27 protein-coding genes are annotated in these 25,092 nt (G+C 57.3%); 10 read left to right on the top strand and 17 right to left on the bottom strand.

Features of this window, described 5'->3' with window-relative positions:
* The 7 genes from prmA to cutA all read right to left on the bottom strand — a co-directional run bounded on the left by prmA (position 1) and on the right by cutA (position 6,477).
* Positions 1 to 879: a 50S ribosomal protein L11 methyltransferase gene (gene prmA / locus VEB01_RS01875; protein WP_324872406.1), complete on the bottom strand. Its 879-nt coding sequence runs from the start codon at positions 877 to 879 to the stop codon at positions 1 to 3.
* Entirely contained in the window at positions 879 to 2,225 is a 1,347-nt protein-coding gene (accC, locus tag VEB01_RS01870) for an acetyl-CoA carboxylase biotin carboxylase subunit (RefSeq protein WP_324872405.1), read from the bottom strand. Before accC ends, prmA begins: the two co-directional genes overlap by 1 nt.
* Before the next feature lie 51 nt (positions 2,226 to 2,276).
* Positions 2,277 to 2,729, bottom strand: coding sequence for an acetyl-CoA carboxylase biotin carboxyl carrier protein (gene accB / locus VEB01_RS01865; RefSeq protein ID WP_324872404.1), 453 nt, complete (start codon positions 2,727 to 2,729; stop codon positions 2,277 to 2,279).
* Between the two features lie 3 nt (positions 2,730 to 2,732).
* Entirely contained in the window at positions 2,733 to 3,176 is a 444-nt protein-coding gene (gene aroQ / locus VEB01_RS01860) for a type II 3-dehydroquinate dehydratase (protein ID WP_324872403.1), read from the bottom strand.
* Positions 3,177 to 3,290: 114 nt separating this feature from the next.
* Positions 3,291 to 3,830, bottom strand: a complete 540-nt coding sequence (locus tag VEB01_RS01855) for a TlpA family protein disulfide reductase (RefSeq protein WP_324872402.1) — start codon at positions 3,828 to 3,830, stop codon at positions 3,291 to 3,293.
* Positions 3,831 to 3,835: 5 nt separating this feature from the next.
* Positions 3,836 to 6,169 carry a protein-disulfide reductase DsbD gene (gene dsbD, locus VEB01_RS01850; RefSeq protein ID WP_324872401.1) on the bottom strand — a complete coding sequence of 778 codons (2,334 nt, stop codon included), beginning with the start codon at positions 6,167 to 6,169 and terminating at the stop codon, positions 3,836 to 3,838.
* Positions 6,148 to 6,477, bottom strand: coding sequence for a divalent-cation tolerance protein CutA (gene cutA, locus VEB01_RS01845; protein ID WP_324872400.1), 330 nt, complete (start codon positions 6,475 to 6,477; stop codon positions 6,148 to 6,150). The genes dsbD and cutA overlap by 22 nt, the downstream gene beginning before the upstream one ends.
* Before the next feature lie 47 nt (positions 6,478 to 6,524).
* On the opposite strand from cutA, the gene VEB01_RS01840 reads away from it, so the two are divergent.
* Positions 6,525 to 6,953, top strand: coding sequence for an FxsA family protein (locus tag VEB01_RS01840; protein ID WP_324872399.1), 429 nt, complete (start codon positions 6,525 to 6,527; stop codon positions 6,951 to 6,953).
* A gap of 233 nt (positions 6,954 to 7,186) precedes the next feature.
* Here the strand turns inward: VEB01_RS01840 and VEB01_RS01835 are convergent, their stop codons facing one another.
* From VEB01_RS01835 to rpe, 8 genes are all read right to left on the bottom strand, one after another.
* A complete protein-coding gene (locus VEB01_RS01835; RefSeq protein ID WP_324872398.1) occupies positions 7,187 to 8,500 on the bottom strand; it encodes a L,D-transpeptidase family protein in 1,314 nt (437 codons plus the stop codon).
* A 383-nt stretch (positions 8,501 to 8,883) separates the two neighbouring features.
* Positions 8,884 to 9,693: an inositol monophosphatase family protein gene (locus tag VEB01_RS01830; RefSeq protein WP_324872397.1), complete on the bottom strand. Its 810-nt coding sequence runs from the start codon at positions 9,691 to 9,693 to the stop codon at positions 8,884 to 8,886.
* Positions 9,694 to 9,782: 89 nt separating this feature from the next.
* Positions 9,783 to 10,580, bottom strand: coding sequence for an indole-3-glycerol phosphate synthase TrpC (gene trpC, locus VEB01_RS01825; RefSeq protein ID WP_324872396.1), 798 nt, complete (start codon positions 10,578 to 10,580; stop codon positions 9,783 to 9,785).
* A complete protein-coding gene (trpD, locus tag VEB01_RS01820) occupies positions 10,577 to 11,602 on the bottom strand; it encodes an anthranilate phosphoribosyltransferase (RefSeq protein ID WP_324872395.1) in 1,026 nt (341 codons plus the stop codon). Before trpD ends, trpC begins: the two co-directional genes overlap by 4 nt.
* Before the next feature lie 9 nt (positions 11,603 to 11,611).
* Positions 11,612 to 12,199: an anthranilate synthase component II gene (locus VEB01_RS01815; protein WP_324872394.1), complete on the bottom strand. Its 588-nt coding sequence runs from the start codon at positions 12,197 to 12,199 to the stop codon at positions 11,612 to 11,614.
* Positions 12,196 to 13,686: an anthranilate synthase component I gene (gene trpE, locus VEB01_RS01810; protein ID WP_324872393.1), complete on the bottom strand. Its 1,491-nt coding sequence runs from the start codon at positions 13,684 to 13,686 to the stop codon at positions 12,196 to 12,198. The genes VEB01_RS01815 and trpE overlap by 4 nt, the downstream gene beginning before the upstream one ends.
* A gap of 144 nt (positions 13,687 to 13,830) precedes the next feature.
* The gene (locus tag VEB01_RS01805; protein WP_324872392.1) at positions 13,831 to 14,511 is read right to left on the bottom strand and encodes a phosphoglycolate phosphatase; all 681 of its coding nucleotides are present in this window, start codon (positions 14,509 to 14,511) and stop codon (positions 13,831 to 13,833) included.
* Positions 14,511 to 15,209, bottom strand: coding sequence for a ribulose-phosphate 3-epimerase (rpe, locus tag VEB01_RS01800; protein ID WP_324872391.1), 699 nt, complete (start codon positions 15,207 to 15,209; stop codon positions 14,511 to 14,513). The genes VEB01_RS01805 and rpe overlap by 1 nt, the downstream gene beginning before the upstream one ends.
* A gap of 221 nt (positions 15,210 to 15,430) precedes the next feature.
* On the opposite strand from rpe, the gene polA reads away from it, so the two are divergent.
* Positions 15,431 to 18,145: a DNA polymerase I gene (gene polA / locus VEB01_RS01795; RefSeq protein ID WP_324872416.1), complete on the top strand. Its 2,715-nt coding sequence runs from the start codon at positions 15,431 to 15,433 to the stop codon at positions 18,143 to 18,145.
* Positions 18,146 to 18,339: 194 nt separating this feature from the next.
* Here polA and VEB01_RS01790 read toward each other — a convergent pair whose 3' ends face one another.
* Entirely contained in the window at positions 18,340 to 19,170 is an 831-nt protein-coding gene (locus tag VEB01_RS01790; protein WP_324872390.1) for an integron integrase, read from the bottom strand.
* Positions 19,140 to 19,400 carry a phage integrase N-terminal SAM-like domain-containing protein gene (locus tag VEB01_RS23270; protein ID WP_324872389.1) on the bottom strand — a complete coding sequence of 87 codons (261 nt, stop codon included), beginning with the start codon at positions 19,398 to 19,400 and terminating at the stop codon, positions 19,140 to 19,142. Before VEB01_RS23270 ends, VEB01_RS01790 begins: the two co-directional genes overlap by 31 nt.
* 169 nt (positions 19,401 to 19,569) lie before the next feature.
* Here VEB01_RS23270 and VEB01_RS01780 point away from each other — a divergent pair, with 169 nt between their 5' ends.
* From VEB01_RS01780 to VEB01_RS01745, 8 genes are all read left to right on the top strand, one after another.
* Complete coding sequence (locus tag VEB01_RS01780) at positions 19,570 to 20,055, top strand: cupin domain-containing protein (protein WP_324872388.1); 486 nt, start codon at positions 19,570 to 19,572, stop codon at positions 20,053 to 20,055.
* Positions 20,056 to 20,171: 116 nt separating this feature from the next.
* Positions 20,172 to 20,726, top strand: a complete 555-nt coding sequence (locus VEB01_RS01775) for a hypothetical protein (RefSeq protein WP_324872387.1) — start codon at positions 20,172 to 20,174, stop codon at positions 20,724 to 20,726.
* Between the two features lie 94 nt (positions 20,727 to 20,820).
* The gene (locus tag VEB01_RS01770) at positions 20,821 to 21,387 is read left to right on the top strand and encodes a hypothetical protein (RefSeq protein WP_324872386.1); all 567 of its coding nucleotides are present in this window, start codon (positions 20,821 to 20,823) and stop codon (positions 21,385 to 21,387) included.
* A 164-nt stretch (positions 21,388 to 21,551) separates the two neighbouring features.
* Positions 21,552 to 22,259 carry a transposase gene (locus VEB01_RS01765; RefSeq protein ID WP_324872385.1) on the top strand — a complete coding sequence of 236 codons (708 nt, stop codon included), beginning with the start codon at positions 21,552 to 21,554 and terminating at the stop codon, positions 22,257 to 22,259.
* Complete coding sequence (locus tag VEB01_RS01760; protein ID WP_324872384.1) at positions 22,252 to 22,443, top strand: Cif family virulence factor; 192 nt, start codon at positions 22,252 to 22,254, stop codon at positions 22,441 to 22,443. The genes VEB01_RS01765 and VEB01_RS01760 overlap by 8 nt, the downstream gene beginning before the upstream one ends.
* A gap of 83 nt (positions 22,444 to 22,526) precedes the next feature.
* Complete coding sequence (locus VEB01_RS01755) at positions 22,527 to 23,153, top strand: FMN-binding negative transcriptional regulator (RefSeq protein WP_324872383.1); 627 nt, start codon at positions 22,527 to 22,529, stop codon at positions 23,151 to 23,153.
* A gap of 132 nt (positions 23,154 to 23,285) precedes the next feature.
* The gene (locus VEB01_RS01750) at positions 23,286 to 24,299 is read left to right on the top strand and encodes an IS110 family RNA-guided transposase (RefSeq protein WP_324872382.1); all 1,014 of its coding nucleotides are present in this window, start codon (positions 23,286 to 23,288) and stop codon (positions 24,297 to 24,299) included.
* Between the two features lie 352 nt (positions 24,300 to 24,651).
* Positions 24,652 to 24,939 (top strand): YciI family protein, encoded by a 288-nt coding sequence (locus VEB01_RS01745; protein WP_324872381.1) that lies wholly within the window; start codon positions 24,652 to 24,654, stop codon positions 24,937 to 24,939.
* Positions 24,940 to 25,092 lie beyond the last annotated feature (153 nt).

Genomic DNA, 25,092 nt, shown 5'->3' with positions numbered 1-25,092 from the left:
TTAACCTGGGAGTTTAACGCCGGTGAGCAATGCCCATTCCTCACGAAGCACAGGGGGAGAGAAATCAAATCGCGAAGCGTAAGCCGAACGGACAGTCTCAACCTGCGTCGCTAAAATTCCGGACAGGGCCAACCGCCCGCCGGGGCGAACCTTTTCGCCGATATCGGCAGCCAGTTCGATCAACGGGGTAGCCAGAATATTGGCGAGCAGCACGTCAGCCCGAACGGCAGCCAGCTCGCGCGGGTAACCGAGCACCAGACCTGCCTCCACGCTATTTTTGCGCGCATTCTCTTCCGATGCGGTGAGCGCCTGAGGATCGATATCCACGCCGTAGGCCTTCGCCGCTCCTAGTTTCAATGCGGCCACGGCCAGGATACCGGAACCGCAGCCGTAATCGATGACGGTCTTGCCTTCGAGCTCTTGGCCGTCCAGCCATTCGAGACAAAGTGCGGTAGTAGGGTGAGTCCCGGTTCCGAAAGCCAATCCCGGATCAAGCACTACGTTGACGGCCTCGGGCTCAGGAGGCTCGAAGCCCGTCGGACAAATCCAAAGCCGGCGACCGAAGCGCATCGGCTGAAAATGATCCAGCCAGGCCCTCTCCCATACGCGGTCCTCCAAATCCTCGAGTTGGTACTGCAGCACCCTCTTGCCGAATTCCTTCTCGACCGAATTCCGGATCTGGTTGGTATCGGCGTCGGTATCGAATAACCCGATTACTTTGGTCTGCTGCCAAACCGGCGTCTCTCCCGGTTTAGGCTCGAACAAGGGCTGGTCGCCGGCGTCCTCGAAGCTGACGGAAACGGCGCCGAGACTCGCCAAAAGATCGGAAACCGGCTCCGCCGAAGACTTGTCGACCGTAATCGCCAACTGACGCCACATCAGTGTTTCAATCCCAGCTTCTGCTCCAAGTAATGGATGTTCTGCCCACCGGCATTAAAAGCCGCATCGTTGATGATATCGAGCAGCAAAGGAATATTGCACTTGATGCCGCCGATGACCATTTCCTGGAGAGCCATACGCGCACGCGCAATGGCTCCGCTCCGAGTCTCGCCGTGGGCAATGAGCTTGCCGATCATCGAGTCGTAGTAGGGAGGCACCCGATAGCCGTTATAGATATGCGTTTCGACTCGGATACCCGGACCTCCGGGCATGTGGAACTGTTCGATCATGCCGGGACTCGGGATAAAGCTATGAGGATCCTCGGCGTTGATGCGGCACTCTATGGCATGGCCCCGCAGCTTGACGTCTTCCTGCTTGATGGACAATGTCTCGCCGGCGGCAATGCGGAGCTGCTCCTTGACGATGTCGAAGCCCGTCACCATTTCGGTCACCGGATGTTCCACCTGCACGCGGGTATTCATCTCAATGAAATAGAACTGGCCGTCCTGGTAAAGAAATTCGAAGGTCCCGGCTCCCAGATAGCCGATTTCCTCACAAGCTTTGACGCAACGCTCACCCATTTGGCGACGCTGCTCCTCGGTGATACCGGGCGCCGGCGCCTCTTCGACCACTTTCTGATGCCGACGTTGAGTGGAGCAATCGCGCTCGCCCAGATGAATCACATTCCCGTGTGCGTCGGCAATCACCTGAAATTCGATATGCCGCGGATCTTCTAGGAATTTCTCCATATAGACCATGTCGTTGCCGAACGCCGCCGCAGCCTCCCCTCGAGTCAGCGTGATGGCGCTGGGGAGATTGGCCTCGCTGTGGACAACCCGCATGCCGCGTCCGCCACCGCCGCCGGCAGCCTTGATGATGATCGGAAAACCGATCCGGCGGGCAATTTTCAGGTTCTCGTCGTGATTTTCGCCCAGCGGACCGTCCGAGCCCGGCAAGCACGGAATACCGGCTTTTTTCATGGCCTCGATGGCAGAAACCTTATCGCCCATGAGACGGATGGTTTCGGGACGAGGGCCGATAAAAATGAAACCACTTTGGATCACTTTTTCCGCGAAGTCGGCATTTTCCGACAAAAACCCGTAACCGGGATGGATAGCCACCGAATCGGTGACTTCAGCCGAGCTGATAATCGCCGGAACGTTGAGATAACTTTCCTTCGACGGAGCCGGACCGATACACACGGACTCGTCGGCAAGACGCACGTGTTTCAAGTCGCGGTCGGCCTCGGAATGCACAGCCACCGCTTTAATACCGAGTTCGCGGCAAGCACGAAGAATGCGCAGGGCGATTTCGCCCCTGTTGGCGATTAGAACTTTACCGAGCATGAACAGACACCTGGAGGATAGGCCGGGATAATGAGCAACAGCGACGGGCCGTTACTCGATGACGAACAAGGGCTGGTTGTACTCCACCGGTTGGGCGTTTTCTACCAATACCTTGGCGATCACACCGGATTTATCCGCCTCGATCTGATTCAGAATTTTCATCGCCTCGATGATACAGAGCGTATCGCCTGCTTGCACGCGTTGGCCGACCTCCACGAAAGTCTTGGCTCCCGGGGACGGCGAACGGTAAAAAGTTCCCACCATGGGCGATCGGACGATATGTCCGGTCAGTTTATCCGCCGTTGGCTCGACCACCTGCGGCGCCCCGCCGGGCTGTAGCGCTGCGGCTGGCGCAGCGGCCGCCTGCAAAACCTGCACCGGTTGCGGCGCAATGCTGCTGTACCGGCTGATGCGTACCGACTCCTCCCCCTCGTGAATCTCGATTTCCGCAATATCCGACTCTTCAATCATTTCGATGAGTTTTTTTATTTTTCTAATATCCATGTTTTAGCCTGTTTCTAGGATGTGTATGGCGGCAGTCAAGGCGAGCTCATAGCCGAGTGCGCCTAATCCGCAAATGACGCCTCTGGCGATATCGGACAAATACGAATGCTTACGGAATGGCTCCCGTGCGTGAACGTTGGATAAATGGACCTCAATAAAGGGAATACGGGTTGCAAGAAACGCGTCTCGAAGCGCAATGCTGGTATGCGTATAAGCTCCCGGATTAATGAGTATGAAGTCGACGGACTCCCTGAATGCCTGGTGAATACGGTCGATAAGCTCGTGCTCGGCATTGCTTTGAAAAAAATCTAGGCGGTGGCCAAGAGCTTGCGCCTTGGAATCGAGAGCGGTCTCGATATCTCTCAGCGTTTGACTGCCATATAGTCCGGGCTCGCGAAATCCAAGCAGATTGAGATTCGGACCGTTGAGCACAAGGATGTTTGCCATATTACGAAAGCAGACTTGTTTCCGATTACCGCGAAAGCCGAAAAACCGCGGCTATTTTGCCGAAACGAGCAAAATCTGTCCACAAATGAAGGATTTCGCTTACATTCGACGCAGTTAGTGCGATTTGGAGGATACGTCAACACGGAATAGAGATTCGACAACCTTCATGAGCTGTTCTCTCGAGAACGGCCCGGTATGCACGTCAACCAACTGTCCGTTGCGATCGAAAACGGCTGAAAACGGCAAGGCGTTAAGTCGATTTCCGAGGCTCTCCGCCCAAGCGACAGCACTTTCATCACCCAGTAAGATCGGATAATTGACCGGGGTCTCTTTCAAAAACTCCTGGACGGCTTCCGACTCGTCTATGGCAACCCCGATAAATTGGACCCCTTTTTCCCCAAGCTCCGTCTGCAGCCGGACAAACTCAGGCATCTCCTCCCGGCAGGGTGGACACCAAGTCGCCCAGAAATTGAGTACGATGACATTACCTTTCCACTCGGCAATGTCGTGCGGATTGCCATCGAGGTCCCTAAGCGTCACCTGCTCCGGGGTTTCCGCATTGCGGGAGACGGTCGGCCCGGTATCCAGCCAGTGCTGAGCGAAAATGCCCAAAAGAAGAGCGGCCAGTGCGAGCAATCCATATAAAAGTTTCAACGACTTCACCGCAATACCTTTTGCAAATGCCCTAAAAACTCATCCGCATTCATATAGCCGACCACACGGAACGATTTTCGCTCCTCCTTATCCGGCCCAAAAAAGAGCGTTGCCGGCGGCCCGATAAGACCAAAGCTTTTCAACAGCGCCTGATCGTCCGCGGAATTTTGCGTGACATCGGCCTGGAGCATCACCACATTGCCGAGCGCACCTTGCACTTTAGGGTTGGCGAAGGTATAGCGCTCCATCTCCTTGCAGGAGATGCACCAGTCGGCATAGAAATCCAGCATGACCCACTGCCCGTTAGCCTCCGCCTTGGCCACTTCCTTGTGCAGATCGTCGATACTTTTGACCTTTTGGAAAGCCACCGACTGCGGCGCCGCCTTGGCCGTCGTCGCATACATCCCGCGCAAAGGCTGTAGCGGATCGGTGCTGTCCGAGGCCACGCCGATCAACAACAGCACACCGTAAGCCAGCATGACGATGCCTACGCCCTTCCACAGCCTGCGCCAGCCGGAAACAGGGTGAGGCAAAGCATCCAGGGCGCCGAGATAGATGGCTGGAATAATCAGCAGCAGCGCCCACAGGAACATGGATGCGGCGGCGGGAAGAATGCGCTCGAGCAGCCAAACCGCTATCGCCAAGAGGCCCACGCCGAAAGCGGCCTTTACCGAGTTCATCCAGATTCCGGCCTTGGGCAGCAACTTCCCCGCCGAGGCGCCGATGACCAGCAAGGGAACCCCCATGCCGAAACCGAGGGCGAACAAAGCCAGCCCGCCGAGCACGGCGTCGCCGGTCTGGCCGATATAGATCAGCGCGCCCGCCAGAGGCGCCGCGACGCAGGGCCCCACGATCAAGGCGGAGAGTACCCCCATTACCGCCGCTCCCGCCAGGGTTCCGCCGTGTTGCCGGTTGCTGAGCGAAACGACGCGGGATTGGATGAACTCCGGTACCTGCAGCGTATAAACGCCGAACATGGACAGAGCCAGCAGCACGAACAGAGCGCTGAACGCAACGATCACCTTGGGCTCCTGAAAGAGCACCTGGATATTGCTGCCGAAAAGACCCGCCAATACGCCGAAAACCGTGTAGGCCAGCGCTGACGCCAACACATAGCTGAGGGACAGCATGAAGGCCCGCCCCGTCGTGATCGTGTGGCCATGCCCGACGATGATGCCGGACAAAATCGGGATCATCGGGAAAATACAGGGCGTGAACGCCAAAAGCAGCCCGAAGCCCAGAAAACTGAGAACCGTCGCCCACATGGAGTCGCTTTGCAGCGCCGAGGCGATCCGATCCTGCTCGGACACCGGATCTCCCTTGCCCAGCGTCGCCGCAACCTCCCCGGCGCTGCGGACCGGCAAGTCCAGACTCGCGGTTTTCTGCATCGGCGGGTAACACACCCCCTTCTCCGCGCAGCCCTGATAATTCGCCTGCAATTGAATATTGACCGGCTGACCATCAGCGCGCGACAACGGAACGGCGAAACCGACGTCCCGGTGGAACACCTCCACCGCCCCGAACTCCTCGTCGTGCTTGGGCTCGCCGCGAGGAATCTCATAGCTCCCGAGTTTGACGCCGGCCGCGTCAACCAATGTGAGCTTGAATTTCTCCCGGTAGAGATAATAGCCCTCGGCAATCTGCCAGTTCACCCACAATGTATCGGCATCCTTGACCTCGGCGAAAAAACGGAACGCCTCATCCGGCGGCAGCAAATCGACGGGCTCGGTTTTGACGCCCAGCGATTTGAAGGCTTCGGCCAATTTTCCGAGCGAATTGGTCTTTGACCCGCTTGCGCCATTTGCCGGCCACTGTACATTCACCGTCTGCTTATACGGCGGATAGCACACCCCGGCATCGGCACAGCCTTGCGACGTAACCTCCAAAGCCAGGGTATCGACGGCGCCGTCACGTCGCGTGAGGGGAAGGCGGATATCCGCGTGCCCGCGATAAATCTCCATCTCGCCGAAAAACTCGTCGTGCTTGGTCTCGCCCCTCGGAAAGACCGGCTCACCCAAGTCGATGCCCGATGTCTTGGAGGTGAACTTGAATTTTTGCCGATACAGATAATAGTCATCGGCAATGTCGAATCCGACCACAGCCGCATCGCCTTCCGTTTTTGCCGATATTCGGAAAGCCTGTTCAGGCGGCAAAAGCTCTTCGCTACTGATGGCCCAAACCGTACCCGTCCAAATCGACAAAAGGGCAAGCAACAGCCCTAAAACCCGCTCGCGGAACTGCGGCATAGCAAAATCACTCTTTAAGAAGAAGGTAAGGATGTGGACCCTAGTCCGGGAGAAACCGCCCAGGCAGGCCGTCAGGTCTTGGGATGTAGCCATTTGCTTATCCATTCAAGATATGCGGTCGAACCGTGCAGTATAGGGACCGCAATGATTTCGGGAAGTTCGTAGGGGTGTTTCTCGCGAATAGAAGCTTCCAATGCTTCGAAAGAAGCCGTTTCGGTCTTTATCAGGAGGAGATGCTCCTGCGCCGTCTCTATCTTGCCTTCCCAAGGATAAATGGACGTGAGTCCGGGGACGATGCCGGCACAGGTGGCCAGTCGTTCGGCAACCAAGGCAGTGGCCAGCTTCTCCGCGGTTTCCGCATCCGGGCAGGTACACAAAACTAGACAGTGTTCGGTAGACATGGCAAAAAGCACAGAATTAACGGGAATTCTAAACGTATGAGGACTCAATGAACATCAGTCAATGGCTATTGCTCGCCCTATTGAGCTTGCCTATCGTAGAAATTTATTTACTCATCAAGCTCATCGGTTCGTTGGGTTTCTTCCCGACGCTGTTCCTGCTGCTAGGCGCCGCGGCGCTCGGCACGTTTCTATTGCGGGTGCAGGGTTGGTCCACCTGGTTCCGTGTTCAACAGGCCTTGGCGCGAGGTGAATTGCCGGCTCGCGAGATGATCGAAGGCGGCTTGGTAGCCGCTGGAGGCTTGCTGCTGTTGATACCCGGCTTTATCAGCGATCTGTTGGCCCTGCTCTGCCTATTGCCGGCAACCCGGAAACGAATCGCGCAACGCATTCTCGAAAGCAGCGTTTCGCGCCCCGCCGGAACGGCAACACACGAGACTCGGCGGACGATAGAGGGCGAATTCAAGCGTGAGGACTGAAGCAGACGCCTAAACGGGGTGCAAGCAAAGGCGAGCAAATTATTGAATTCACGCCGCAAAAGACCGGCGTCATTGCCTAGATCTGGGGGGTGGAAATGATTCCGGGGTCATTTGTGGTTTAGGACAATCCGGCCTAGACCAAACCGAATCTGACGTAATCGCATTCAGCGTCACCGAACTCGACGATCGACGGAGAGGCGATTATCGAGTTCGGTGTGCCGAAAGCGGAGTGGTCATTTCAAGCTAAGGCGTTCCTTCGGCGAAACGATACTGCCTGCGATATCCAAATCGATTTTCATCCTCTTTGCCGCCGCCTTGGTCGCCTTGGAATTCTTAAAAGGGCCGGCGATGACACTAAAGCGCCCGTTATCCAAGGCCATCACCCGCGCGGGAATCTGCGGTCCCTGGTGGTTCAGGACGGCCGCCAAACGTTGCGCGCTCAACTCGTCTCCGGACGCCAACGCCGTAATGTACCAGCCGCTATCGGTCATAGCCGGCGTTTTCGGCTGACCGTACAGCTCATCCGGATATTTCAGAGCCACGGCTTTACTCACGAGCCGATCGAGATTTTCGCTGTTCTCGAATACCGGCACCGGAATGCCCCGCCCCTCGCTCATGATCTGCTCGACCCGAGGCCAATCCAGCTTTCGCCCTTGTTTCTTTTCGATCTTCTTGAGCTCGGCAATCAGATTTTTCTTGAGCTGCTTTGCGTTGAGCTCGTCGTGAGGCTCATGGGCTTCCAAATAAAGCTCGCCGTCGCGCCACCCCACCAAATAGGGCTGATTGACAATACGCACGGGTGTTTTGACAGGCACGTCCCGGTACAGCGTCTCGATGTTTTCCGGATAGAGACGGACGCAGCCGTTGCTGGCGCGAAGCCCGATGCCGTACGGCTTATTGGTCCCATGGATCAGATAACTGGGGCGGCTGAGATACATGGCGTAATCGCCCAGCGGATTGTCGGGCCCAGGCGACACCACTGCCGGAAGAGGATCGCCTTTTTTCTCATGATCCCTGCGGATGGACTCCGGAACATGCCAGGTAGGATGGCTGGTCTTCCGCTCGACGAGCATTTCGCCGGTTGGCGTGGAGCGGCCTTCGCGCCCGATGCCTACAGGATAAGTGATCACCTCTCCGTCTTTCTTTTTTGGGAAATAAAAAAGGCGCATAGCGGCGAGATTGACGACGACGCCCTTGCGTGGAGCATCCGGCACAATGAACTGCATCGGCAGTATCACCCGGCTGCCCGGCTGTGGTGCCCAAAGATCGACCTCGGGATTGGCTTCACCGATCCCTTCCAAGCCCAAGCCGAAATGCCGGGCCACGTCCGGGAGGGAATCGCCCTCTTCGACTTTCACCGTCGCCAGCTGTCCCATGACACTGTCGTCTTTTCCCAACACAAAGCGGCTGTGCTCGACGTTTTCGACGGTCGGCTCGGGAAGCGCGAGTGACTCCTTCTTGCCTGGAAAATACAGGGCGCACCCATGAAGAAAACTGCCGAGGCAAAGAAACAACAGCAGACGCGACCGAGAACTGCCGGCAAACATCGGCTGATCCGAAGATAGCGATCCCTCGCATGTGATAACAGAATCATTCCTCATGAAACTCAATCCCTCCGCGTCTGGCCCATAAAGCAATCGATTTTGCAAAGTACATGCCGATCGTTCATCACCCCCGGCGGTCGCTTGCAAGGCTTGCTTAGGCAGCATTCACGAAGACTCGCGCCCCTCTTTCGGCAGTTGAGATGCGACTCGGTGTTGCCGTAATGAGACGCCGTACTCTTCGGCATACCCCGCGCGGCACGATCGGTCACGCGGGTGATCGCATCATGTCGAAAGATGGAAAACAATGAGATTTTGCAAACTGCTCGATGCCTGATTCGGCAAAGGCTGTTATCACGCGAAAGGACGCTTATGACCTGGGGCGAGGGTTAGGGAGAGTTAGTGTCGCTAGAATGCTCGGTCAGCCAGACCTTCCAGTCTGCGAACAACCGTGCGTCGCCGGCAGCGACTACCGAACGGGGCTGTAACTCGGGGCTGAAGATCGGCTCGCCTTGCAGAGTTTCCGCATGGCCTCCGGCTTCCGCCAAAATCAATGCGCCTGCCGCATAGTCCCAGAGCTTTTGCTTGCCGTGCAGATAGACCTGAAACCGGCCGGCCGCCAGCCAGCACCACTCCAGAGCCACCGAACCCAGGTTGCGTTGCGAGCTGTAAGGCGGACGCGCGGCTAACTTCGGCGCCAGCGGACCCAAACGTTTAAAGTCCACCACCGCGAGGCTATGTCTCAGCGCCAAATCCGTAGGCCGAACCCTGAGCTCGACGCCGTTCAGCCAGGCGCCGCGACCGCGCTGCGCCGTGAAGCATTCGTCGCGGATCGGATCGTAGATCACGCCCAAGGCCGGCTTGCGTTCGATGAGCAAAGCGAGAGAAATACCGAAAAAAGGCAGACCTGCGGCGAAGTTGCTCGTTCCATCCAGGGGGTCCAAACACCAAAGCCCCCGATTGCTTTGCGCCAGCAAATCCTGTTGCCGCTGCGCGTCCATCTCTTCGCCTAACAGTTCGAACTCCGGATAAAGTTCCCGCAGCCGGGCGGCCAGCCGCTTTTGCACGGCGAAATCCGCTTCGGTGACGACGCTGCCGTCGGCTTTGAATTGACGCTCGGTTCCGGCAAACCGGGGCAGCAAATCTTCCCTGGCTACCGCCTTGACCAGTGCCGAAAGATCATCGAGGTGAGGAAGCATGAAGGCAATCCCTTTGTCGGCTTAATCAACCATAAATCGCCGAGACTAACCGAGTTCGAAGCCTGTTTCCGTTCGGCCAGCCATCTCACTCAAGCAAACAAGGCTTCCAAACGAACGCCCGGATCCTCCGCCGTCATGAACGCTTCACCGACGAGGAAGGTGTGGACGCCGTGGCGGCGCATCAGCGACACGTCCTCTGGCGTATGAATGCCGCTTTCGGTCACCACTAGCCGGTCGCGGGGAATCCGTTTCAGCAAGTCGAGCGTCGTGTCGAGACGAGTCTCGAACGTGCGGAGATTCCGATTGTTGATGCCGATGAGCGGCAGATCGAGGCGCAAAGCGCGTTCCAACTCGGGCGCATCGTGTACTTCCACCAGCACATCCATGCCGAGATCGACGGCGACATCCGCCAATTCGCGCATCGTTTCGTCGGTCAAAGCGGCGGCGATGAGCAGGATGCAATCCGCCCCGATCGCACGGGCCTCGAACACCTGGTACGGATCGATCATGAAATCTTTCCGCAACACCGGCAGCGGGCAAACGCTCCGAGCCTCTTGGAGATACTCTTCAGCCCCTTGGAAAAAATCCCGGTCAGTCAGCACCGACAGACAAGCCGCACCGTGATCGGCATAGCTTCGGGCGATCTCCGCCGGACGGAAGTCGGGCCGCATTACGCCCTTGCTGGGCGAGGCCTTCTTGATTTCGGCAATGACCGCAGCCGAGCCGTTTTCCACCTTGGTCCGCAAGGCCCGGACGAAGCCCCGGGGAACATCGGCATTCCCGGCCTGCCGCCGGATTTCTTCCAACGGCGTGCGCAAACGGCGCTCGGCGATTTCCTCCGCTTTACGGGCAAGAATCTTTTGCAGGATATCAGGGGGATTATTCATAGATTGGCGATGGATTGGCTGAAATCGATCAAGGCATCCAGCTTCTGCCGGGCAGAGCCATCGTCGATGACCGCTTTCGCGCGTTCGACGCCCGCTTCCAGGCTATCCACCAGATTGGCCGCGTAAATCGCCGCACCGGCATTGAGGACTGTAATGTCTCGGGCCGGCCCCGGTTCCCTGTCGAGCACACTCAGCATTACCTTCAGACTGGCGGCGGCGGTGTCGACGGTCAGTTTCTTTAGAGGGGCACGCTTGACATTAAATTGTTCGGGCGTCAGCGTGTAAGTCTCGATTTGACCATCCTTGAGTTCCGCGACATGAGTAGGCGCGCCGATACTGATTTCATCCAGTCCGTCTTCGGCGTGCACCACCAGCACGTGCTTGCTGCCGAGCTGCCGCAACACTTCCGCCAACGGCTCCACCCAGACGTCGGAATAGACGCCCACCAGCTGATTGGGCGCGCCGGCCGGGTTGGTGAGCGGTCCGAGCAGATTGAACAGGGTACGTACCCCGATTTCCCGCCGAGGGCCGATGGCATATTTCATGGCGCCGTGATGGCGCTGGGCGAAGAGGAACCCTAAGCCGATCCGGTCGATGCAGGCCTTGACCTGATCCGGCGTCAAATCGAGATTGATGCCCGCCGCCTCCAGCACGTCGGCGCTGCCCGAGCGGCTGGAAACCGAGCGGTTGCCGTGCTTGGCCACCTTGCCGCCGGCCGCCGCAACCACGAACGCCGCCGTAGTGCTGATGTTGAACGTGTGGTTGGCGTCGCCGCCGGTGCCGCAGGTATCGATGAGATGATCGCCCCTGACCGGAACCTTGGTGGCCATCTCCCGCAAGACCTTGGCCGCAGCCACCACTTCCTCGATGCTTTCGCCCTTGGCGCGGAGCGCGACCAGAAAGGCGCCAATCTGCGCCGGCGTGGCTCCGCCGCTCATGATGGTGCGCATGACCTTGCGCATCTGCGATGCGCCGAGGTTCTTCTTATCTAACAGAGCCTGTAGGACGACTGGCATATCCATCGCGAATCCTCACTGATTCAGAAAATTACGCAGCAGGTCATGGCCCTGCTCCGTCAGAATGGATTCCGGATGGAATTGCACGCCTTCGATGGCGAGCTGTTTGTGCCTGACGCCCATGATTTCCTCGATCTTGCCGTCCCGATCCTCGGTCCAGGCAATGACTTCCAGGCATTCGGGAAGACTTTCCTGCTCGATGACCAGGGAATGGTAGCGGGTGGCCTGGAACGGATTGTTAAGCCCGCGAAATACTCCCGTATTCCGGTGGTGCACCATCGAGCACTTGCCGTGCATGATGCTCTTGGCGTGGATGATATTGCCGCCGAATGCGTAACCGATGCTTTGATGCCCGAGACAGACGCCCAAAATGGGATATTTGCCCGCGTACCGGCGGATAGCGTCCACCGAGATGCCCGCCTCCTTCGGCGTACACGGTCCCGGCGAAATCACGATTTTGTCCGGGGCGAACTCTTCAATTTCTTCGACGGCGATCTGGTCGTTGCGCACCACTTCCACGTCGGCGCCCAACTCCGCCAGGTACTGGACCAGGTTATAGGTGAAGGAATCGTAGTTGTCGATCATCAATACACGAGCGCTCATAGGCTTTGCCCCCCTTCGATCCCGGCTTCGGCCATGGCGACGGCGCGAAAAACCGCACGCCCTTTGTTAAGGGTTTCCTCCCACTCGTTCCGGGGAATGGAATCGTGCACCACGCCCGCACCCGCCTGGATATGCAAGGTGCCGTCCCTGATGACGGCGGTGCGAATGGCGATGGCCGTATCCAGATTTCCCGACCAGCCGATGTATCCCACGGCGCCGGAATAGACTCCACGCTTCACAGGCTCCAACTCGGCGATGATTTCCATGGCTCTGATCTTGGGTGCGCCGCTGACGGTGCCGGCAGGGAATGTCGCGGCCAGCACGTCGTAAGCATCTTTACTCTCGGCAAGACGGCCGGTGACGTTGGACACGATATGCATGACGTGGGAATAACGTTCGATGATCATCTTATCGGTAACGCGGACGCTGCCGGTCTCCGCCACCCGTCCGGCGTCGTTGCGTCCCAGATCGATCAGCATTAAGTGCTCGGCGATCTCCTTGGGATCGGCCAACAACTCGCGCTCCAAGGCCAGATCCTCTTCGTGCGTCTTGCCGCGCCGCCGCGTGCCGGCGATCGGCCGGACGGTAACGGTTTCGTCCTCGACTCGCACCAGGATTTCCGGCGAAGAGCCGACGACGTGAAAATCCCCGAGATTCAGATGAAACATGTAAGGCGAAGGATTTAGACAGCGCAAGGCCCGGTACAAATCCATGGGAGAAGCGGAATAAGGAATGGACAAGCGTTGCGAAAGAACGACCTGCATCACGTCGCCTTCGACGATGTATTCCTTCACCCGGCGCACCGCATTTTCGAAACCCTCTTGGGTAAAGCCGGAGACGAAATCACCTTCATCGACCTGCCTACGCGCCCCCTGCCCGCAATGCGCCGGCAAACGGTTTTGCCGAAGCCCCTGGATCAGCGTTTCCAGCCGGTCTTGCGCCTGATGGTAAGCGTTCGGCTCATCGGGATCGGCATGAGTCAGAATCAGCAGCTTACCGGAGAGGTTATCGAATACCAGCACATCCTCGGAAACCATCAGCAGAATGTCCGGAGCCCCGATCGGATCGGGTTTGTCGCAGTGCAACTGTGGCTCGATGTAATGAATCGTCTCGTAGCCGAAGTAGCCGACCAGCCCGCCGGTAAAGCGGGGCAAGCCCTCGATGGGCGGAACGTTAAAGCGTGCGCCGTAGCTGCGAATCCAATCCAGCGGATTATCGACACGGCTCGCTTCGACGATGCGGCCGTCCCTTTTGACCATGACTTCCGTGCCGCACACTCTGATGACCGTGCGGCACGGAAGGCCGATAATGGAATACCGCCCCCATTGCTCGCCTCCGTGCACGGATTCGAACAAATAGGAATAAGGCGCGTCGGCCAATTTAAGATAAGCGCTGAGCGGCGTATCAAGGTCCGCCAGGACCTCGCGGGCCATGGGGATGCGGTTGTAGCCTTGATCGGCGTATTGCTGAAATCGTTCGGGCGTCATGATTTTTTATCTATCGAGGTAAGCTGGGTTAGCGAAGCGTAACCCAATAGGCCATTCGTCGGGTTACAGCCTGCCGGCCTAACCCAACCTACATTGGAGGCAGGTTCAGTAACGCCATCGCTCTTTCAGAATGGGTCGATGCATTCACGCGGCCTTTCTAAACAAACCGGACAACTCGGTCAGGGAGGCGACGATAGCGTCCGGCTCCAGACACTCGACACCCTTGCCGCCATGATAGCCGTAAGGCACACAGACGACCATGAACCCCGCCGCGCGCGCGGCTTTCACATCGTTGACGGAATCACCGACCATCAGGCAGCGGAAGGGCTCGACCTCGAACCGCTCGGCGGTTTTGAGCAAGGGATACGGGTCCGGCTTGAGCTTCTCGAATTGATCGCCGCAACCGACGAAATCCAGATCTTCCAGCACGCCTAACTGATCCAGCAGCGGGCGGGTGAACCTCGAATGCTTATTGGTCACGCACGCCGTGCTGAAACCGGTCCTCTTGAGCTGCTTCAGCCCGTCGGCAACGCCGGGAAACAAGCGGCTGCGATTGCAGATATTCGTCTCGTACAGATCCATGAATATCGGCAAGGCCTCATCGAATCGCGCCGGTTCGCTTTGCGGCCAGAGTTCCCCGGTTAGCGCGCGCTTCACCAGCATGTCGACGCCATTGCCGATCCAGCCGTTCACCCGCGGCTCGCCGGCCGGGGGCATGCCCAGCCGCTCCAGCATCGCGTCGATGGCATCGGCCAGATCCGGCGAACTGTCCACGAGTGTGCCGTCCAGGTCGAAAACGATGAGTTCCGGCGCGCGGTCCAACATCAAATCGCTCTGGCTTTAGCGATTTCTTCGTGCAATGCGCGTACGACCGAGTCGTAACGGTTCGGGTCGCTGTCTTTGCCCGCGCCGAAAATGGCCGATCCGGCCACGAACGTATCGGCCCCGGCCGCGGTGATCTCACGGATGTTGTCCACCTTGACCCCGCCGTCGATTTCCAGGCGGATGTTGCGCCCGCTGGCCTCGATGCGCTGCTTGGTCTCCCGGAGCTTGTCCAGCACGTACGGAATGAAGGACTGGCCGCCGAAACCGGGGTTCACGGACATGAGCAGAATCATGTCCAGCTTGTCCATCACGTGATCCAAATAATTGAGCGGGGTCGCCGGATTGAACACCAGCCCCGCCTTGCAGCCGGAATCCTTGATCAGTTGAAGGCTGCGGTCGACATGCTCGGAAGCTTCCGGATGAAACGTGATATAAGTTGCTCCAGCCTTGGCGAAATCGGGGATGATGCGATCGACCGGCTTGACCATCAAATGCACGTCGATGGGTGCGGTGACGCCATGTTTCCGCAGCGCTTCACACACCAGGGGACCGATGGTCAGGTTGGGAACGTAGTGGTTGTCCATCACGTCGAAGTGAACGATATCGGCGCCGGCCGCCAATACATTCTGCACTTCCTCGCCCAAGCGCGCGAAATCGGCGGATAAAATCGAAGGAGCGATCCAGGGTTGATTCGTCATTATTGTGTGCTCTTCTCGTAAATATCAGGTTCCGGTGACAAAGCCAGCGACCATCGTGTGCGTCGCTCGCCGAACGCAGGCGGCAGGTCAAACGCGGCGGGATTCTCCAGCGAAGAGCTTTGCTCTACTGCGGTTTGTTGAGGTTTATTTTCACATTTAGAATTCCCATGGGCAAGCAAGCCGCCCGTCTTCCGGAACGATTGAAAAACACATTCCAAATCATGCTCGAAATATCTCCAAAAACCCTTGTCCTCGTCGACGGCTCCTCGTTCTTGTACCGCGCCTTTCACGCCTTGCCGCCTTTGAACAACTCACGGGGCGAACCCACCGGCGCGGTTTTAGGCGTCGCCAATATGCTGCGCAAGCTGATCGGGGAGTACGACACTTGCCATATCGCCGTCGTGTTCGACGCCCCCGGAAAGACCTTCCGCGACGATCTTTTCGAGCATTACAAGACCCATCGTCCGCCGATGCCCGACGATCTCAGAACACAGATTCAGCCGCTGCACGCCGTTATCCGGGCGATGGGCCTACCCGTGCTTATCGAGCACGGGGTGGAAGCCGACGACGTCATCGGCACCCTCACGATGCGAGCCGCCGAACAGGGGTATACGGTCGTCATTTCCACCGGCGACAAGGACATGGCTCAACTGGTCAACGACCGGGTGATGCTGGAGAACACCATGTTCGACAGCCGCCTGGACGTTGAGGGCGTGAAAGCCAAGTTCGGCGTGCCGCCCGAGTGCATCGTCGATTACCTGGCTTTGGTCGGCGACACTTCGGACAACATTCCGGGCATTCCCAAGGTGGGACCGAAGACGGCGGCGAAATGGCTGAATCAATACGGCTCGCTCGACGGCGTCATAGCGCATGCCGATGAGATCAGCGGCAAGGTCGGCGAGAACCTCCGTGCCAATCTCGATCAAATTCCCTTGTCGCGCCAGTTGGCCACCATCAAGTGCGACGTGGAGTTGCCGATCGGACCGGACGATCTCGAAAGAGGCGAACCGGATCAAGCCGCCCTGAGGGAACTCTTGGTCCGGCTCGAGTTCAATTCCTGGCTCCGGCAACTGGATGCCTCGAACGCCGACGACAGTCCGGCCGTCCCCATCCCGCAAACTGCAGCGAAGGCCGATTACGAAACGATCCTGAATGAGGATGAGCTGGAGCGCTGGCTGAAAAAGCTGAAGGCCGCGGAATACTTCGCTTTCGACACCGAAACCACAAGTCTCGACTACAGCCGGGCGGAAGTCGTGGGGCTGTCCTTTGCGGTGGAACCCGGGGAAGCGGCCTACGTCCCGGTGGCTCACGATTATCCGGGCGCGCCGGCGCAACTGAGCCGGGATTACGTTCTGGAAAAGCTCAGGCCTTTGCTGGAAGACCCGAACCGCCCGAAGCTCGGACAAAACCTCAAATACGACGCCAATGTCCTCGCGAATCACGGCGTCGCGCTGACCGGCATCCGCCACGACACCATGCTCGAATCCTACGTGCTCAACAGCACGGCCACCCGGCACGACATGGATTCCCTGGCCGAACTCTATCTCAACCACCGAACCATCCATTACGAGGACGTGGCCGGAAAAGGCGCGAAACAGATTCCCTTCCAGCAGGTCGGCATCGAAAGCGCCACCGACTATGCGGCGGAAGACGCCGACATCACCCTGCGACTTCATCAACACCTTTGGCCGAAACTCCAGGCCGACGAGCCGCTTAAATCGCTGTACGAAACCGTCGAGATTCCGCTGGTGCCGGTCTTATCGCGCATGGAGCGCACCGGCGTGCTGGTGGATGTGTACAAACTGGCTCAGCAAAGCCAGGAACTTGAGAAGCGCATGCTGGATATCGAACAGGAAGCCTGCAAGGCGGCGGGATGCGTGTTCAACCTCGGCTCACCCAAGCAGATCCAGACCATTCTGTACGACAAGCTGAACCTGCCGGTGGTCAAGAAAACGCCGACCGGACAGCCGTCCACCGATGAATCGGTCTTGCAGGAACTGGCCGAAAGCTTCGAGCTGCCGCGGCTGATCCTGGACTACCGGTCCATGAGCAAGCTCAAGTCGACCTACACCGACAAGCTTGCGGAACAGATCAACCCCCGTACCGGGCGCGTCCATACCTCTTATCACCAGGCGGTGGCCGCCACCGGGCGGCTGTCGTCCTCCGATCCCAACCTTCAAAACATTCCGGTGCGCACCGAGGAAGGCCGCCGAATCCGCCAGGCGTTCATCGCACCGCCCGGCCACAAGATACTCGCGGCGGACTATTCGCAGATCGAGCTTAGGATCATGGCGCATATTTCGGGCGATCCGACCCTTCGCGTCGCCTTTCACGACAACACCGACGTCCACCGCTTCACCGCCGCCGAGGTGTTCGGCGTCCTGCCGGAATACGTCACGCCCGACCAGCGCCGCTCGGCCAAGGCGATCAATTTCGGCCTCATCTACGGCATGTCCGCCTTCGGCTTGGGGAAGCAGCTCGGCATTCCCACCAGCCAGGCGCAACGCTACATCGACCTTTATTTCGCCCGCTATCCCAACGTGAAATCCTACATGGAAAAAACCCGCGATATGGCGCGGGAAAAAGGCTATGTGGAGACCCTGTTCGGCCGGCGACTGTACATCCCGGAGATCGACTCCCGCAACGCCCAGCGCCGCCAATACGCCGAGCGCACCGCCATCAACGCCCCGATGCAAGGCACGGCGGCGGACATCATCAAGCGCGCGATGATCGCCGTGGACGCATGGATTCAGGAATCCGGCTGCCCGGTCTGCATGATCATGCAGGTGCACGACGAACTGGTGTTCGAAGTAGCGGAGGATTATGTGGACGAAGCCGCCCGCGAAATCGGCAATCGCATGTGCCGTGCGGCTCAGCTTGCGGTGCCCTTGGTCGTAGATGTGGGGATCGGGTCGAATTGGGATGAGGCGCATTAGAGCAGTTTCCATTCGTACGTGTGGGAGCGGGCTTTAGCCCGCGATAGCCGCTTGATCGCGGGCTAAAGCCCGCTCCCACAGACCTTAAATCCATCCGACAATTGCCCTAATACGCGGAATTCCGTTACTTTGCCCTGCCCAGAGGCGGTTGAGCCATCATGGCCGAGCGGGATGAACGGCGCATACCGGATTGACTAGCTCAACCCGTCCAAAGGACTGTTGACGCCCATGCCGCCCCGGTTCAGGACGTGTGTGTAAATCATCGTTGTCGACACATCCTTATGCCCGAGCAACTCTTGCACCGTACGGATATCGTAGCCCGACTGCAATAAATGCGTGGCGAAGGAGTGCCGCAGGGTGTGGCAGCTCGCCGGCTTGGTCAGCCCCGCCGCCCGCACGGCTTTCTTCATCGCGCGTTGCAAGGACTGCTCATCCAGGTGATGGCGGCGCTCCTTGCCCGAACGCGGATCGCGAGAACGATGCTGGGCGGAAAATACGTACTGCCAGCCGAACTCGCGTCCCGCGTTCGGATATTTCCGCTCCAAGGCATACGGCAAATACACCTCGCCATAGCCTTCCTCCACATCATGTTCATGCAATACCTTCACCTTCTCCAGATGCGCCTTCAAAGGTTCGATGACTGCCTGGGGCAGCATCGTCATCCGATCTTTCTGCCCTTTGCCGTCACGCACGGTAATCTGCTTATAACCAAAATCCACGTCCTTCACCCGCAAGCGCACGCATTCCAGCAAACGCAAACCGGCGCCGTACAACAAACTGGCCATCAGCCAGTGTTGCCCATCCAAACGCGCCAGTACCCGCTTCACCTCCTCGACCGTCAGCACCAGGGGCAAACGTTCCGGTTTCTTGGCACGCCGAACTTCACTCAGCCACGGCAACTCAATGCCCAAAACATCCTTGTACAAGAACAGAATCGCGCTTAACGCCTGATTCTGCGTCGACGCCGCCACGTTGCGATCCACGGCCAGATGGGTCAAAAAACGCTCGACCTCCGGAGCACCCATATCCTTGAGAGCCTCTTGCCGTGGAACACAATGAACCGTCTGATCCAATCGACATAGGCCTGCTCCGTGCGGATACTGTAATGACGCAGGCGGATTTTCTCTCTGACTTGATCCAGCAAGCGCGGCGCTTGAGCACTCGACTCGCCGCCAACTGAAGCGGCCGACGGCTCGAATCCCGCAGCGTCTGCTCGAACCTCGTCCTCAACCCGGTGCGAAACGAAAGTATTCATGGTAGCCAACTCAAGAAAAAATCCAGATCCGGATTAGACATCAAAATTGACGCAAAGCAAAACGTTGGATATTTTCCGATTCCAGATTAGATCTCGTTTTTGAGGTCGACTTTAAGTTCGGCGGACTAGACGTGGACTCAACGTGAAACAAACCTAAAGGAGGTGTCAAATGCGTAGGATTTTAGCCGGTATCGGCGTGGCCCATATGCTCATGGTCGGAGCTGCTGTGGCCCAGGAGGCTAAGGCGCCGTCAGAAGTCGTGGTGACCGCAGCTGAGTTGGAGTGGGGTGAACCACCACCCGCTTTTGAGAAGGGTGCCTCCTTCACGGTGGTTTCCGGGGACCCGGGTAAGGCCGGCATCTTTGTGGTGCGCCTCAAGATGCCAGCAGGTTACAAGGTTGCAGCGCACTGGCATCCGACAGACGAACACGTGACGGTGGTCTCGGGCACGTTTGCTATCGGCATCGGCGAAACATTCAACAAGTCGACGATGAAGGAGCTCCCAGCTGGGGGCTACGCGTTCCTGCCTGCTGAGACGCGGCATTTCGTAATGGCGACGACGGCGACAACGGTTCAGATTGAAGGCCCGGGTCCTTTCGCCCTGACGTACGTCAACCCGGCAGACGACCCGCGCCAGCGGTCTTCAAGAAGGTAAAGCCGCCGAACAAGCGGTTGGAGCGGACCGGCGGGTAGCCGGGCTACCCTTATGCTAGCTAGCCTCGGTGGCCGCCGGCCGCTCAATCGCAGGGCGTTGGGCGTCTTGAATTCACTATGCGTACGCTGATTGGTCAAATTGAAAGCTCTCTTGGCTCTGGGGCCTACTACCTTTCACTTTTCGCCGCCTTAGCAATTCCCGATATCGCGGGTGCGCTCAGTTCCGACGATGGCGAAGCGACGGGGAAGAAGTACATCGAGTGGTACGAGAGATGGGTGCGTCCGCGTTTCGCGGAAGTAGTGCGCGCTTCTATTCCTGAGCACGCGCGCCAGTTCGTCAAGGACATGGAGAGTCCTCTGACGGGCGACGCATGCTACAGATTTCGTTGCTCTCTGCTTCACCAGGGCAGTTCACAACATCCGAAGAGCCCGTACGCTCGCATCATCTTCATTGAGCCCGGTACGACAACGAATGTCATTCATTACGGTCAGCTCAACGATGCGCTCTGCATTGATCTGAATCTCTTCTGTCGCGAGGTCATATCCGGTGCCCGCTTGTGGTTGGATTCCGCTGAGAAGACTGAGTTGTTCCAAAAGAACTACGAGAAGTTCGCTCGTCGGCACGTCGGCGGCCTCGCGCCGTATATCAGTGGGGTGCCTGTAGTTGGCTAAGACGCCCAACCCTGCAATGCACCGGCCTTGCGCGAAAAGCCGCGCAAGGCCGGTGATTTTGAACGTTAGCGATTTCATTCCCTCAGCGTACTCCATGGAAAAGCTCAGAAAGTTTCTCGTTGACAACGGAATCATCGCAGTCGTTGTATTTTTTTCGACTTACGCGGCCAACCTATGGTTCGAAAAACAAAAGGCCATAGACAGCATCAAACTGAACGACTCGACGGTTATTGCAACGAAAGCAAATGATCTTTGGGAATTGATATCGAAACTGGAGTCTGACTACAGCCGCCTTGACGATTTGCGATCACAACAGAGTATCGCGATCACATTCGACAAGAAGCCAGATAAGGCATTGCAAAAGGAAATTGATAGCAAGGTGCGCGAGATATCGGAAAAGCACAGTGAAGTTCTTCATACAATTTCCGAAAGCACCCACATCATTGGAAAGCCACTTTTTCAGCATATGGCTCTCTACATGTCCTTACTACAGGGCTACTACGGCATGAAGGACAACGCACGTCGCATTCGACAAATGGACGGAAACACTGATCTTTCGTTTACTGATAAGCAGGTTCAAGAAACTGGGGCTTTGCTCTATCAGATGCGAGGCGATTTCGCGTCTACACGTGAATATGCTCTACGACAAGCCAATCGCTAGGTTCTGTTGACATTTCAACGCAACCAGATGAGTGCTGAGACGAAGCGAAGAAAGCCCATGAAGTTACGCCAAAAAAGGGGTCCAAAAAAGGGGTCGGGTCAAAAAAGGGGTCAGACACGATATTTGTGCTATGCTTTTCCCTCGGCTCCGCGAGACCAAGCAACATGGCGCGTCTTCCCCGTTTCGTTATTCCCGGCCAACCTCAACACATCATTCAGCGCGGCAATAACCGGCAGGCGATCTTTGCCGCAGATGCGGACTACCAGTTTTTCCGCGATACCTTGGTTGAGGCGGCCACCGAGCATGGATTAGCGGTTCATGCCTATGTCTGGATGACCAACCACATCCATTTGCTGGCAACGCCGGAAAGTGGGCACGCGATCAGCAAGGTTTTCCAATCGGTAGGCAGACGCTACGTGCAGTATTTCAATACCATCTACGGGCGTAGCGGCACCCTCTGGGAAGGGCGCTACCGTGCGACGGTGGTGGACAGCGAGCGGTATCTGCTAACGCTGATGCGTTACATCGAACTCAATCCGGTACGCGCAGGCATAGTTACCGCCCCCGGAGATTATCCTTGGTCGAGCTATTGCCGCCACGCGCTAGGCGATTTGGGACGCAACGCCGACTGGTTGACGCCACATCCGGAGTATCTGAAACTGGGGCACCGTGATCCAGAGCGACAACTTGCCTACCGTGCCCTCTTCCAAACCGTTATCACTAGTGCAGATCTGACGGGCATTCGAGAATGCACGCACAAGGGCTGGGTGCTCGGCAGCGAGCGGTTCAAGGAGCAGATCGAAGCACTCGGAAACCGTCGAGCCACCTCAAAAGGGGTGGGTCGGCCGAGGAAAGAAAAGAATCGTGTCTGACCCCGTTTTTTCGCTGGAAACAGGAGACACTGCTTTGGTTTTGGCTAAAACTCTTATTTCCGCGAAGGGGCATCCTGTTGTGGAGCGAAAAGCTACATATGTTTTCAAAAAGGATGCAAGTAACGCCTGGGTTTGTGCAATTGACAACTCATATGGGCATGATTTACTGGAATCAAACGCCTAACAAGGCAAATGCACCCGGACGCCAAACTCCGCTGCGCTTCGTTTGTCGCCGGTGATTTGCAGCGTTAGAACTCAGGAACCGACATGTACATTCCCGAGCATTTCAAGGAAACAAATTCAGAGCGTATCTCGGCGCTCATCGAGGGCAATTCCTTTGGAATGCTGGTCACGGCTCCTGATGGTGTGCCTTTCGTTAGTCACTTGCCCTTTATCTTTGATCACGCCGCCGGTTCCAAAGGCAAGCTGCTCTGCCACATGGCGCGGGCAAATCCGCAATGGCAGCACTTTTCATCGTACGGTGAGGTTCTGGCTGTATTCCAAGGGCCACATGCTTATGTTTCCCCTTCGTGGTATTCGTCGCCTGGCGTCCCAACATGGAATTACGCAGTGGTTCACTTGCGCGGAAAACCCCGGATCATCGAAAGCGAGTCTGAGCTTGAAGCCTTGGTTGAACGGCTAACCCATGTTTATGAATCTCACATGCTAAGCCCGTGGCAACCAAACCTTGCAGGTGAACGGCGCACAAAACTTCTCAACATGATTGTGGGCTTTGAAATTGAAATCACAAACATTCAGGCAAAGTTCAAACTCAGTCAAAACCGCCCGCCTGAAGACCAACAGAGCGTGGTTGAGAAGTTGGGCCAATCAAGCAATCAAACTGAGGTCGCAGTTGCAACGCTCATGTCCGACGTGCTCGATGCTGAGTTCTAACATTGCGCTTAAGCGGGACGGTCGCTATCGCGCCCGCCCCTTAGCTAATGACATGGACTCCCCCTACTCCTACGGCATCGGATGTGCCAGATTGGAGTTGGGTTATACCAATCACTAGAGAGGGGGAGTGTCATGCAGGTTGCTCGAATTGGGCTGGACATTGCAAAGAACGTGTTTCAAGTTCACGGCGTAGACGCGCAGGGCAAGGTGGTACTCCGGAAGACGCTAAAGCGGGATAAGATCACGGAATTCTTTGCCCAACTGCCGCCTTGTCTCATTGGGATTGAAGCCTGCGGCAGCGCGCACCACTGGGCGCGGAAGCTGACCAAGTGGGGACACACGGTCCGATTGATGGCCGGCCAATTCGTGGCGCCGTATCGCAAGAGCGGGAAAAACGATGGCAATGATGCCGAGGCGATTTGCGAAGCGGTGGGACGACCGAACATGCGCTTTGTGCCGGTGAAGAGCGAGGAGCAGCAGGCGGTATTGATGGTGCATCGCGCGCGCAGTTTGATGGTCGAGAACCGCACCGCCCAAGTGAATCAGATTCGCGGGGTGCTGGCTGAGTTTGGCATCGTGGTGCCCCAGGGCATTGAAAAATTGCGCGGTCGGCTGTCGGACATTCTGGAAGATGCCGAGAACGGGTTACCTGCCCTCGCGCGAGAAACTTTGGCGGACCTGATGGAGCAGGTGCGACATTGGGATGAGCGGGTGGCCCATTACGATCGCCAGATCGAACAGTTGGCGGCCAAGAGCGAGCCGGCCCAGCGCTTGATGAAAGTGGAAGGGATTGGTCCGCTCACGGCGACTGCGTTGGTGGCGAGTGTGGGCGATGCGAAGGTCTTCGATAATGGTCGGCAGTTGGCGGCCTGGCTTGGGATGGTGCCGCGACAGCACTCCAGCGGTGGCAAGTTTCGTCTGGGACACATCACCAAACGGGGCGATCCCTACTTGCGCCGATTACTCATTCACGGTGCGCGTAGCGTGATCGCCACGTTATCGCGACGGGACGATGGCAAGAGCCGCTGGGTCAAAAGTCTTAAGGAGCGCAGCGGCGCCAATGTGGCGGCGGTCGCCTTGGCCGCCAAGCACGCCCGGATTGTCTGGGCGCTGCTGACCACGGGTGAAGCCTATCGGGCCGCGTGAAACCAGCCCGGTACCGATTGGCTAAACAGACAGAGTAAACGGAGGGTTCCGACCCAAGATTGCGCGAGCGAACAGCTGATGGAAGCAGGTCAGACCGCCGCCGGGAAAATCCGATAACGTGAAAGGCTGTCATAAGCCGTTGAGCTAATGGGAACCCGGCGAGCGATTGTCATCAGGGCCAGCACGTACTGGGTGCACAACAGGCCGGATATATTGTTGCAGTCTTAACCTCGTTTCCAAACGCATGGGCGCTCTTGCAAAACGGGGGAGTCCATACATACGACGTTAGGCAGACCTTACACCTTACTCGCAAGCCGATCTTTGAGAGCATCCACAAACGAAGGAGAGAGAAATGAAAAAGTTTATGTTTCTGCATTTCGGATTTGAAAAACCTACCCCGGAAATCATGAAGGCTTGGGAGGCTTGGCTTAAATCGATCTCCGACAACCAAGTGGACCAAGGTGGTTTCAGTGGTGGTCGAGAAATCTCGAAAAGTGGAACCAAGGACCTACCATGGAATATGGAATCCATTACTGGTTACAACATCATCGAAGCGGAGAGTCTTGATGCTGCCGAGAAACTTGCCCAAAGCAATCCATTTATTGCGAGCATTCGAATCTACGAATTGAGGTCAATGTAGACTCGTTTGTTTCTAGTGCTTCGCCACGGTAGCAGTGCAATGTTTGGTCATGTCTTGGGTCTGATGATTGTCTGGAAGCCAGGAGACGATCATGCGAACCCAGAAATACGCAGTGAAACTGACGGCCGAGGCGCGCTCGGCCGTGGAACGCTT

This window comes from Methylocaldum sp. (assembly GCF_035627495.1).
GTDB lineage: Bacteria > Pseudomonadota > Gammaproteobacteria > Methylococcales > Methylococcaceae > Methylocaldum.
The sequence above is the reverse complement of the archived record's forward strand: the minus strand, read 5'-3'. Positions and strand labels throughout refer to the sequence as shown.